Source organism: Streptomyces tricolor (assembly GCF_002155905.1).
In the GTDB taxonomy this organism is placed as follows: Bacteria; Actinomycetota; Actinomycetes; order Streptomycetales; family Streptomycetaceae; genus Streptomyces; species Streptomyces tricolor.
Map to the genome: position 1 here is coordinate 1 of NZ_MUMF01000476.1, position 10937 is coordinate 10937.

Sequence of the window (10937 nt, forward strand, 5' to 3'; positions counted from 1 at the left end):
CGCTCGGCCTCGGCCTCGGCCGCGCCGACCTCGGCCACATCGAGACCGTGCCGCCCGGCGCCCTGCCGTACGACACCGGCGCCGCCGCCGAGATCGTCCACCCCGACCTGCTCGCCGAGGACGGACTGGACCCGCGCCACCGCGAGGTGGCCGCCCGCCTCGGCTACGCCGCCAGCTACGCCCTGCCGCTCGCCACCGAGTCCGCCGGCCGCCTGGGCGCCGTCGTCTGGCTCTACGACGAACCGGCCGAGCCGCGCGAACGCCGCCGCCACCTCGCCGGGCTGTATGTCCGGCACGCCACCGAGCACCTCGCCCGGCTGCGGGAGGTGGAACGCACGCGCGCGTGCATGGCGACCCTCACCGAGGAGCTGCTGCCCTCCCGGCTGCCCCGGGTGGCCGGCGTCCAGCTCGCGGCCCGGCACCGCACCGGCCCGCGCGGCGGCGGCGACTGGTACGACGCCCTGCCGCTGCCGGAGGCCGCGCTCGGCCTCTCGGTCGGCTCGGTCACCGGCTCCGGGCCCAGCGCGGTGGCCGCCATGGGCCGGCTGCGCGCCTCCCTGCGCGCGTACGCCGTGATGGAGGGCGAGGATCCGGTCGCCGTCCTGTCCGACCTGGAGCTGCTGCTGCGGCTGACCGAGCCCGCCCGCTCGGCCACCGCCCTGTTCGCCTACTGCGAGCCCGCGCTGCGCAAGATCACCCTGGCCGGCGCCGGGCACAGCCCGCCGCTGCTGGTCGGCGAGCGGCGCACCGAGTTCGCCGAGACCTCCGTCTCCGCCCCGCTCGGCATGCTCGCCTGCTGGGAGGCGCCCAGCGTGGAGATCCAGGCGGAGGCCGGCGAAACGGTGCTGCTCTACACCGACGGGCTGCTGCACCGTACCGGCGACCCGATGGACCGCGCCTTCGCCCGGCTGCACGCCGCCGCCGCGGGCGTCCCGCGCGCGGTGCGGCACGATCCGGAAGCCGTCGCCGACCACGTGCTGCGCGCGGTCCTGCCGGACGGCACGGACGCCGCCGACAGCGAGGAGGACGTGGTCCTGCTCGCCGCCCGCTTCGACTGAGCGGCCCGCTCCGGCGGAGGACCCGCCACGGAGGGCCCGGCCCGGCCGGGGGCCCGCCGCCCGCTGCGGCGGAGCGCGCGGCCCGGCCCACTGGCATGACCGGGCATAACAGGTCATCCGGCCCCGCCCGCTTCCGGTACGACCGTACGATGATGGAGGCCCCCGCTCGGCCACAAGCAGGAGCGTCGCGGGCCCCGGGGGAGATCAATGGCGTATCGAGGAGGATCACGTGTCCGACGAGCTCAACCCGGCTGTGCCCGACTCCGCTACCGCGGAGGGCCCGGAGACCGAGTCCGAGGAGACCGTCAAGCAGCGGAAGAACGGCCTGTACCCGGGCGTCTCCGACGAGCTGGCCGAGAACATGAAGTCCGGCTGGGCCGACACGGAGCTGCGTGATCTGAAGCCGATCGAGCAGGCCGGGCACACCGCGCGCCGCCGTGCCGCGCTCTCCGCCCGCTTCCCGGGCGAGCGCCTGGTGATCCCGGCGGGCAACCTGAAGACCCGGTCGAACGACACCGAGTACCCCTTCCGCTCCTCCGTCGAGTACGCGTACCTCACCGGCAACCAGACCGAGGACGGCGTCCTGGTCCTGGAGCCGAAGGGCGACGGCCACGAGGCGACGATCTACCTCCTGCCGCGCTCCGACCGCGAGAACGGCGAGTTCTGGCTCTCCGGCCAGGGCGAGCTGTGGGTCGGCCGCCGGCACTCCCTGGCCGAGTCCGAGGCGCTCTACGGCATCCCGGCCGCCGACGTGCGCGAGCTGGCCGACACGCTCCGCGAGGCCACCGGCCCGGTCCGCGTGGTGCGCGGCTACGACGCCGGCATCGAGGCGGCCCTGACCGACAAGGTCACCGCCGAGCGCGACGAGGAGCTGCGCGTCTTCCTCTCCGAGATGCGGCTGGTCAAGGACGAGTTCGAGATCGGCGAGCTGCAGAAGGCCGTCGACTCGTCCGTGCGCGGCTTCGAGGACGTCGTGAAGGTCCTGGACAAGGCCGAGGCGACCAGCGAGCGCTACATCGAGGGCACGTTCTTCCTCCGCGCGCGCGTGGAGGGCAACGACGTCGGTTACGGCTCCATCTGCGCGGCCGGCCCGCACGCCTGCACCCTGCACTGGGTCCGCAACGACGGCCCGGTCCGCTCCGGCGACCTGCTGCTGCTGGACGCGGGCGTGGAGACGCACACGCTGTACACCGCCGACGTCACGCGCACGCTGCCGGTCAACGGCACGTACAGCGAGATCCAGAAGAAGATCTACGACGCCGTGTACGAGGCCCAGGAGGCCGGTATCGCGGCCGTCAAGCCGGGTGCCAAGTACCGCGACTTCCACGACGCCGCCCAGCGCGTACTGGCCGAGAAGCTCGTCGAGTGGGGCCTGGTCGAGGGCCCGGTCGAGCGCGTGCTGGAGCTGGGCCTGCAGCGCCGCTGGACCCTGCACGGCACCGGGCACATGCTCGGCATGGACGTCCACGACTGCGCTGCCGCGCGGACCGAGACGTATGTGGACGGCACGCTGGAGCCGGGGATGGTGCTCACCGTCGAGCCGGGGCTCTACTTCCAGGCCGACGACCTGACCGTGCCGGAGGAGTACCGGGGCATCGGCGTCCGGATCGAGGACGACATCCTCGTCACCGAGGACGGCAACCGGAACCTGAGCGCCGCGCTGCCTCGCCGGTCGGACGAGGTCGAGTCGTGGATGGCCGCGCTGAAGGGCTGATCTGCGTTTGAATGGCCGGGTACCGGGAGGTGCCCGGCCATTTCTGTCTGCGGGTTGTCCGTGGCTGGTCGCGCCCGCGCGGCGGAGCCGCATATCCGGTACAGCACCGCGCCCTCCGGGGCGCTTGCAGTGACGGGGGTGGAGACATGGACGACTTCTGGTCCGGGGTCGGCGTCGACCTGCATCTGGAAACCGACTCCGCGGACGGGCGGCGGGTCGGGCTCGAACGGGCGCTCAGGGACGCCGTGCGCGACGGACGGCTCGCGCCGGGGACGCGGCTGCCGGCCACCCGGCGGCTCGCGGCCGACCTCGGGATCTCGCGCGGCACCGCGAAGGCGGCGTACGACCAGCTGGTCGCCGAGGGGTATCTGACGGCACGCCAGGGATCCGGCACCCGGGTCGCCGAGCTGTCGGCCGTGCAGACGGAGGAGCCGGGGACGGACACGCGCACGCGTGCGCCGCGTTTCGATCTGCGTCCCGGCAGCCCGGACGTCGGCGCGTTCCCGGCGGCGGCCTGGCTGCGCGCCCTGCGCCGGGCCATAGCGACGGCCCCCTCGCTGGCGTACGACTACGGCGACCCGCGAGGCCGGATCGAGCTGCGCACCGCGCTCTCCGGCTACCTGGGCCGGGCCCGCGGAGTGCTCGCGCCGCCGGAGCGGATCGTCGTCACCTCCGGGTACGTACAGGGCCTCGCGCTGCTCACGCGCGTGCTGGGCGGCGCCGCGATCGCCATGGAGGACCCGGGGCTGCCCTTCCACCGGGACGTGGTGCGGCACAACGGCGGAACGGTCCTGCCGGTGCCGGTCGACGCGCGCGGGGTACGCCCCGAGGAGCTGGGCGAGGCGGCGGCCGTGGTGGTCACGCCGGCCCACCAGTACCCGACCGGGGTGACCCTGCACCCCGAGCGGCGCCGGGCGCTCACCGACTGGGCCCGCGCGCGGGGCGGGCTGATCGTCGAGGACGACTACGACGGCGAGTTCCGCTACGACCGGCAGCCGGTCGGCGCCCTCCAGGGCATGGCACCGGGCCAGGTCGTCTACCTGGGCACCGCCTCCAAGACGCTCGGCCCCGCGCTCCGCCTCGGCTGGATGGTGCTGCCGCCGGACCTGGCCGCGGAGGCGGCCTCGGCCAAGGGCCGGGTGGACACCGTGGGCGCCCTGGACCAGCTCACCCTGGCGGAGTTCCTCACCTCCGGGGCGTACGACCGCCACGTCCGCTCCGCCCGCCTGCGCTACCGCCGCCGCCGCGACGCCCTCGCCACCGCCGTGGCCGAGCGCGCACCGGACGTCCGCGTCACCGGCATCGCCGCCGGCCTCCACGCGGTCCTGCGCCTCCCCGCGGGCACCGAGGAATCAGTGGTCCAGGCCGCGGCCTGGCAGGGCCTGGCCCTGCACGGCCTCTCCTTCCACCGCCACCCCCAGGCGCCCACGGCCCCCCTGGACGCCCTGGTCGTCGGCTACGGCACCCCGCCGGACAGCGCGTGGGCGGGGGCCCTGGAGGCGTTGTGCCGGGTGCTGCCTTGAGCGGAGGGGGCCAGACCACTGCCTCAGAGGATCACATGGGGCAGGAAGCGGGCGTACTCGTCGGTTATCAGGCCCGTGGACTCGCGCAGGCCGAGACCGGCCGGTTCGTCCTGGACCACCCAGGCGCCGAGGACCACGTGGTTGCCGTCGAACGCGGGAAGGGGAGCGAGCTGCTGGTAGCAGCAGGGGTCGTCGCGGAGGACGGCCGGAGAGCCCGGCTCGTGCACGGTGACGCCCTCGCCCTCGCGGCCGAGCAGGGGCTTGGCGACGTAGCCGGTCGTGCCGGCCAGCTCGCGGGGGCCGTCCAGGTAGGCGGGGAGGAGGTTGGGGTGGTCCGGGTACAGCTCCCAGAGGACCGGCAGCAGGGCCTTGTTGCTCAGGAGCATCTTCCAGGCCGGTTCGATCCACAGGGTGCTGCCGGTGCCGCCGCCGTTGTCCAGGGTGTCCAGGACGTGCCCGCCGAAGGCGTCGGTGGTGAGCCACTCCCAGGGGTAGAGCTTGAAGATGCCGCGGATGAAACGGAGCCGGTTGTCGACGAAGCGGCCGGAGAGGCTGTCCCAGCCGATCTCCTCCATCGCCAGCCAGTCGGTGGTGAGGCCGGCCTGTTCGGCGGTCTCCTTGAGGTAGGCGACCGTCATCAGGTCCTCGCCGAGTTCGTCGGCGGCGGAGTGCGCGAAGTGCAGCGGGCTGCCGGGCGGCAGCAGGGCCGCCTGGGCGCGCCAGGCCTCGACCAGGCGTTCGTGCAGGGAGTTCCACTGGTCGGCGCCGGGGAAACGTTCCTCCATCCAGAACCACTGCGGGGAGGCGGCCTCCACCAGGGAGGTGGGGGTGTCCGCGTTGTACTCCAGCAGCTTCGCCGGGCCCGTGCCGTCGTAGCGCAGGTCGAAACGGCCGTATACGGAGGGGAGTTCGCTACGGCGGTGCCAGGCCTCGGTGACCGCGGCGGCCAGCCGCGGGTCGGTGATGCCGAGATCGGCGAGCCGGTCCTCGGCCACGATGTGCTCGGCCGCCGCGAGGCACATGCGGTGCAGCTCCGCGACGGTCTCCTCCAGCGCCTCGACCTCCTCCAGGCCGAAGACGTAGCAGGCGCTCTCGTCCCAGTAGGGGCGCAGCGAGCCGTCGGGGTGGCGGGTGAGCGGGTAGATCAGGCCCTGGGCCTCGACGGTCTGCTGCCAGCCGGGGCGGGGGGTGAGAGTACGGCGTTCCATGCGTGTGCTCCGGTCAGCCGCCGGAGCTGCCCTTGCCGCCGCCGAAGCCGCCGCGGTGGACCCCGCCGGTCCCGCTGTGGTGGTCGTCGTCCTCGTCGTACGAGCCGCTGCCCGACCCGCCCTCGCCCGGCTCGGTGAAGGAGCCGCCGTCGACCCAGCCGCCCTTCTCCTTGCCGTCGTAGTACCAGGCGGCGTCGGCCTGCTTCTTGAGGGACTTCTTCTTGCCCGACGTCTTCACGGAACCGCTCGTCGTCGTCTTGCAGCTCTTGTCGGAGACGACCTTGTAGCCCTTGGCGAGGTCGTAGCTGTCGCGGTCGACGCAGCGCTTGTCCGGTTCGGACGAGCAGGCGGTGAGTGCGGCGGCCAGCAGGCCCATGCCGCCGAGGACGACCGTGCCGGAACGGAGTGGCCGGCGTGTGCGCTCCATGATGGTGATTCCCCCGTGTGGTGTCGTGTTCGGCGGTCAGCCTAGAGAGCGGTGTGCGTGTTCCGGCCACGGGGGTCCTGATTCGGTACGGCGGGGAGCGCGGGCGGCGTGGTTCATGCTGGAGGGTTCCGGTGTCGTTCCCAGGCACGTGCGGCGTTCTGCATCGTCTTCGCCCAGTCGTCTTCGCTGTCCCTTGCGATCGCGTCCCAGAGTCGGCGCTGGACCCGGGACAGTGCGTCGAGGCCTGCAGGCGGCGCGAGCTTCCAAGCCGGATGTGCGGCGGCGGCGCTCTCCGCCTGGCCGGGAGTGTGGCCGTAGGCGATGAGCCAGAGCAGCCAGAGCGCTGGGTCGATCCAGGCGGCTCCCAGGGAGGCCCATCCCCAGTCCACGAACAGGGCTCCGCTGGGCGTCATGAGGACATTGTGCGGGTTCCACTCCGTGTGCAGCAGGCTGTTGCCGACGAACCAGCAGAGGTCGGTCGGGTCGTCCACGAACGTCCTCAGCCGGTGCGGCATGCTCTTCAGCTCGACGCTCGGCGCCGGCACGTCGGCCAACCGGATCATGGCGGTCATGACTGTGGATGCATCCGGGGAGTCGGGCGTGAAGTCGGCGTGGCGGCCTTCCACGAACTCGAAGGCCAGCAGACTCCAGCCGTTCTCTTCGACGTGCCACAGCAACCGTGGCGCGATGCCCTGGACATAGGGGTTGATCTGAGCTTCCCGCTTCTGGGTCCAGACCCGCGGGTGATCGAGCGGCAGGCCTTTGAGGAACAGGGTGCGGTCGGTCGTGCGCACGCGGGCGGCGATGGCGCTGTTCAGGCCGGTGCGGACGGTCCGGACGTCCACCACCGCGCCGACCGTCTCTCCGATCAGCCGGACAACGGTGTCCGGGAGTTCGGTCAGACGAGGAGTTGGCACCGTCAGCCTCCTGCGGGGTTGTGACGGCGGGGCCGCGCCGCAGACGGTGCGACGCGGCCCCGGCTGGGGTTCTAGTTGTACGGGTTGTCGTCGTTGCAGCCGGGCACGGTGCCCGCGGTGAGCGCGTCGACGTCGGGCACGAGCACGATGTCCTCCGGGGCGTCAACGACGGTCCCCGGCTTGTGCGTGAGTTCAACCATGACAGCAGTCATGCCATCTACCTCTCTCCGTGTCGGCAGTAGTTCCTGAGTGGTGCCTCCGCCTCCTGGAGGATCTTCGCCATCGGCCTGCATACCCGGCATGTGCTGGACAGCTTGCAGCCGCTGCATCCCCCGGTGCGGAGCATGAGGGACTCGGCGATCGCGCCGAGTCGGGACAGACCCTCCACGCCTTCGGCGATCAGGTCGATGTTCGGTTCGCGGCCGACCTTGCAGATCGAGGCCCGCCCGAACGGGTCGGCGTGGAAAAAGGTCACCCCGGCGGGGCAGCCGGTGAAGGGCTGCCGGTGGGTCAGGTACTCGGGCGACTGTTCCGGCAACGGCTCAGCGGTCCCGTGGATCGTCGGCGAGATGTTCGCGTATTCACGGAACGGCAACCCCAGTTGTCGCGCCCAGTCACGCATGGCCTCAGCCTCGTGCGCGTTCTGCCGGACGAAGATCAGACTGAGGTCGAGGTTCAGCCCGGCAGCGACAGCCCCATGCAGTCCGGCTTGGAAGCGGCCGAACGCCCCACGTCTGCGGGTCACCGCGTCATACGTGTCGGCCGTGGCGCCATACATGCTCAATGTGAGCTTCGTCGGCGGATAGGTCCGCAGCATATTCAGGACGTGGTCCTTGTGCAGCCGGGAGCCGTTCGACAGGATTTCCACCTGCATGCCCAGCTCGTGCGCGAGCCGGTATGACTCGGGGAAGTCAGAGTCGATCAGTGGTTCGCCGCCGGTGATCTGGAGCCAGATCACGCCCGCGTCGCGCATGACGGCGAGCAGTCTCCGCTTGCCGTCCATGTCCAGTCCCTCGAACCGCTTCTTGCCGAGGTAGCACATGACACAGTCGAGGTCACAGCCGAGGTTGATCTCCCAGGTCGCGCGGCTGAACTCGTAAGGCCCTGCCTCCCGCAGGAGGATCACGTCGTCAACGCGCCGATCGGCCACATCTACCTGCCACTGGGCGCGAACAGGTTCGACGAGCCATTGCGGCACACTGCTGGAGCTTGCCGCCGTACTGCGCAGTTCATCGAACCGGGCGTTCGAGATTTGCAGGGCCTTGGGACTGCCCGGCCGCAGGACCAACCGGCGGTCTCCGAACGGTGTCGCAACGAGTTCGTGCATATCGTCTTCCCTTCTCCGGGGGCCAGCAGCAGGACGTGCAGATCCACAGCCGGAACAAGTGGCCTCGGTGGTGCACTTCGGCCACCCCCGGCCGGCCTCCCCGACTGGCGGGCGCAATGTGCGCAGTCGATGGCCATCTGCCGGCGGGGCTGAGCTGCTCCACGCGCGGCAACTCGGCCGTGGGCCGGCCGATCACTGTGGACCGTCCGCGTGCAACTCGGCCCACACCCGTTTTCCGCCGTGGACCAGCTCACTTCCCCACGTGTGGGCGAGAGCGTCTACGAGGCACAGGCCGCGTCCGTTCTCTGCGTCGTCGGCCGGCGTGCCCGGGGTGGGCCTGGTGCGTGACGCGTCGGTCACGACGACCCGCGCGGAGACCGTGCCGGTCCGCGTGATCGAAGCGCCGACCGTGGTCGATTCGGTGTGCTCCACCGCGTTGGCGACCAGCTCGGTGACGACCTGCCGGGCCACGTCCACCAGTTGTGGAAGTCCCCAGGCCTCCAGGGCCAGCGCTATGTCCCGTCGCGCGTGAGCGGCGGCCTCAGAGGTCGCCGGGTACCGCCCCTGATATCGCTGTGGTCCTACGGGTACGGCCGTCATGGTCATCGTCGCGTCCCTCGGTGGTGCTCGCGTTCGACGTCGACAGCGCCTGTGCTGTCACGTTGAGACAACCGCTGTTCACCGAGCGCCACCGGACCTGCACCCGGACCTTCCGCCGGACTTTTCTCGGCCGCCGGACTTTTCCGGTGTGGCCCGGCGGCTACGGTCGATGAGAGCAGACACCTTCGTGGAGGCCAGGGTGGATGAGCCGCTGACGCCGTTCGCACGCGCTTGTGTCGAGCGCGGATGGGCCAAGCCGTCGACGTTCATCCCGGCCTTCGAGTCGACAGCCGAGTTGGTCGGGGAGCTGGTCACCGTTACCGACCGCCAGTTCCGGCGGTGGCGCCGTCCGCATCCGCCCAGGCCGCACCCCCCGGCCTGGCGGGTACTGCACGCGATGTTCGGTATGAGCCCCGCTGACCTCGGCTTCCCGGGGCCGGGGCCCAGCATGACGGCGGGCGCTCCTCAAGCGTCGCCGAAGGAGGTGAACATGGACCGCAGAACGCTCGTCGCGGGTTCGATCGGTGTTGCCGCCGCCCTGGCGGTGCCGCCTCGGGAGCGCACCGGTATCCCGGACGCCATCGGCACCACTCACCTCGTCGAACTCCGCGAGGGCCTGCGGTCGCTGTACACGCTCGATGACGCCTATGGGGGCGGCGATGTCCGGTCCCTCGCGGTCCGCCATCTCCACCGGGTGCGTCGGGTCATCAACACCAGCAGCTATCCGGACGCCATCGGCCGCCAACTTCAGCTCCTCGCGGGTGAAACGGCTGAGCACTGCGCTTGGCTGTATTACGACGCCGACGACCAGGACGCCGCTCGCCGCTACTGGGGAGAGGCCCTGACGACCGCGACCATGCTGCACGATGCCGGGCTTCAGGTCCTCACTCTCGTCTCCCTGAGCATGCAGGCCAGCTACGAGGGTCGACCACGCGACGGCTACGACCTCGCCCGCGCGGCCCACTCACTCGCCGTCCCCTTCGGTTCCCCCGTGCTGCTCTCCCTCATCGCCGCCCGCGAGGCCCGCGCGCTGGCCCTGATGCAGGAGCAGCGTGCCGCCCGCAAGAGGCTTGCCGACTCCATGCGGATGGCGGAGCGCTTCCACCACGGACGCCCCGCCCCGGACTGGGCTGCCTTCCACGGGCACGCCGAACTCGACTACGTCCAGGGCCTGCTGTACTCCGACACCGGACACCACAAGGCCGCGGTGCCCTTCCTGCGCGCAGCTCTCGCCCACCAGGACCGCTCGTACGGGCGCAACCAGGCCCTGTACCGGATCACTCTCGCCCGCACCCTGGTCCAGGCCGGCGAAGTCGACGAGGGCGCTGCCGAGGCCGCCGCCGGCCTCACCCACCTGGAAGAGGTTGAATCCGGCCGGGTCAACCGCCGTGTGACCGAGGTCCGTGACCTGCTGCGCGGGGTCGACGCCGTGAGTGCCCGTGACGCCGCAGAGGAGCTGACCGAGTACATCCAGTGGAAGGGAGCCGTGTGATGGCCGAGATCACCTACGAGCGCCATGACGGCCCGGAAGGTGCCCGTCGACTCGATGCCTTCCTCCCTGCCTACGCCGAGGTATACGCCGAGCCGCCGTACTGCGAAGGTCCCCAGGACGTCACCGAGTTCATCGAGCACTTCCAGGTGCACACCCGGCGTCCGGGATTCCGCCTTGTTCTGGCGCGTGACGAGGACGAGGTCGTCGGTTTCGCCTACGGCTACCACCTCGCACCCGACACCCGGTGGTGGAAGAACCTCCAGGATGCCGAGCTGCCGGAGGAGTTCACCCGCGAGGACGGCCGGCGCACGTTCGCCGTCATCGAACTGGCGGTACGGCAGGCCTGGCGGCGGCGCGGGATCGCCGCCGCCCTGCACGCCCGGCTGCTCGACGGCCTGGACGTCGAGCGGGTCACGCTGACCGTGCGTCCCGAGCCGGAGGCCGGTCCGGCGCGGGCCGCCTACGCGGCGTGGGGCTATCGGAAGGCCGGCGTGTCCCGTCCGCGGGACGGCGCGCCGCTGTACGACTGCATGCTCCGCGAGCGGTCCCCATGAGGTGCTTCAGCCACAGCCACCGGCCCCGAGCAGGCTCGCCACCGCCGCCCGGGCCTGCTGCGCCGGTGCCGGGTCGCCGGTGATGCCCGCCGTGACGATCGCGCCCTCGGCGAGCAG

Annotated in this window: 11 protein-coding genes; 5 read left to right on the plus strand and 6 right to left on the minus strand. The window is 71.6% G+C overall.

Annotated elements, in window-relative coordinates; translation table 11 throughout:
• The 3 genes from CCN44_RS30250 to pdxR all read left to right on the plus strand — a co-directional run.
• A partial coding sequence (locus tag CCN44_RS30250) for a PP2C family protein-serine/threonine phosphatase (RefSeq protein ID WP_086701138.1) occupies window positions 1-1058 on the plus strand: 1058 nt, incomplete at its 5' end.
• A gap of 229 nt (window positions 1059-1287) precedes the next feature.
• Entirely contained in the window at window positions 1288-2772 is a 1485-nt protein-coding gene (locus CCN44_RS30255) for an aminopeptidase P family protein (RefSeq protein WP_086701141.1), read from the plus strand.
• A 146-nt stretch (window positions 2773-2918) separates the two neighbouring features.
• Entirely contained in the window at window positions 2919-4295 is a 1377-nt protein-coding gene (gene pdxR / locus CCN44_RS30260; protein WP_086701144.1) for a MocR-like pyridoxine biosynthesis transcription factor PdxR, read from the plus strand.
• 23 nt (window positions 4296-4318) lie between these two features.
• Here pdxR and CCN44_RS30265 read toward each other — a convergent pair whose 3' ends face one another.
• From CCN44_RS30265 to CCN44_RS30285, 6 genes are all read right to left on the minus strand, one after another.
• A complete protein-coding gene (locus CCN44_RS30265) occupies window positions 4319-5503 on the minus strand; it encodes a glutathionylspermidine synthase family protein (RefSeq protein ID WP_086701148.1) in 1185 nt (394 codons plus the stop codon).
• Between the two features lie 13 nt (window positions 5504-5516).
• A complete protein-coding gene (locus CCN44_RS30270; RefSeq protein WP_086701151.1) occupies window positions 5517-5930 on the minus strand; it encodes a hypothetical protein in 414 nt (137 codons plus the stop codon).
• A gap of 113 nt (window positions 5931-6043) precedes the next feature.
• Complete coding sequence (locus CCN44_RS30275; RefSeq protein ID WP_237482665.1) at window positions 6044-6778, minus strand: protein kinase family protein; 735 nt, start codon at window positions 6776-6778, stop codon at window positions 6044-6046.
• Between the two features lie 140 nt (window positions 6779-6918).
• Window positions 6919-7059 carry a hypothetical protein gene (locus CCN44_RS45220; RefSeq protein WP_167404046.1) on the minus strand — a complete coding sequence of 47 codons (141 nt, stop codon included), beginning with the start codon at window positions 7057-7059 and terminating at the stop codon, window positions 6919-6921.
• 5 nt (window positions 7060-7064) lie between these two features.
• Window positions 7065-8174 (minus strand): radical SAM protein, encoded by a 1110-nt coding sequence (locus CCN44_RS30280; RefSeq protein ID WP_086701154.1) that lies wholly within the window; start codon window positions 8172-8174, stop codon window positions 7065-7067.
• 192 nt (window positions 8175-8366) lie between these two features.
• Window positions 8367-8780, minus strand: coding sequence for an ATP-binding protein (locus CCN44_RS30285; protein ID WP_331478622.1), 414 nt, complete (start codon window positions 8778-8780; stop codon window positions 8367-8369).
• 484 nt (window positions 8781-9264) lie between these two features.
• Here CCN44_RS30285 and CCN44_RS30290 point away from each other — a divergent pair, with 484 nt between their 5' ends.
• Together CCN44_RS30290 and CCN44_RS30295 are read left to right on the plus strand one after the other, a co-directional pair.
• Complete coding sequence (locus CCN44_RS30290) at window positions 9265-10266, plus strand: hypothetical protein (RefSeq protein WP_237482668.1); 1002 nt, start codon at window positions 9265-9267, stop codon at window positions 10264-10266.
• On the plus strand, window positions 10266-10820 hold the full coding sequence (locus CCN44_RS30295) for a GNAT family N-acetyltransferase (RefSeq protein WP_086701160.1): 555 nt from the start codon (window positions 10266-10268) through the stop codon (window positions 10818-10820). Before CCN44_RS30290 ends, CCN44_RS30295 begins: the two co-directional genes overlap by 1 nt.
• Window positions 10821-10937: the final 117 nt, after the last annotated feature.

Excerpts from the sequence above, each read along its gene's own strand:
- pdxR (WP_086701144.1), top strand. The coding sequence starts at position 2,919 with ATGGACGACTTCTGGTCCGGGGTCGGCGTCGACCTGCATCTGGAAACC.
- CCN44_RS30265 (WP_086701148.1), bottom strand. The coding sequence starts at position 5,503 with ATGGAACGCCGTACTCTCACCCCCCGCCCCGGCTGGCAGCAGACCGTC.
- CCN44_RS30270 (WP_086701151.1), bottom strand. The coding sequence starts at position 5,930 with ATGGAGCGCACACGCCGGCCACTCCGTTCCGGCACGGTCGTCCTCGGC.
- CCN44_RS45220 (WP_167404046.1), bottom strand. The coding sequence starts at position 7,059 with ATGACTGCTGTCATGGTTGAACTCACGCACAAGCCGGGGACCGTCGTT.
- CCN44_RS30280 (WP_086701154.1), bottom strand. The coding sequence starts at position 8,174 with ATGCACGAACTCGTTGCGACACCGTTCGGAGACCGCCGGTTGGTCCTG.
- CCN44_RS30285 (WP_331478622.1), bottom strand. The coding sequence starts at position 8,780 with ATGACCATGACGGCCGTACCCGTAGGACCACAGCGATATCAGGGGCGG.
- CCN44_RS30290 (WP_237482668.1), top strand. The coding sequence starts at position 9,265 with ATGGACCGCAGAACGCTCGTCGCGGGTTCGATCGGTGTTGCCGCCGCC.
- CCN44_RS30295 (WP_086701160.1), top strand. The coding sequence starts at position 10,266 with ATGGCCGAGATCACCTACGAGCGCCATGACGGCCCGGAAGGTGCCCGT.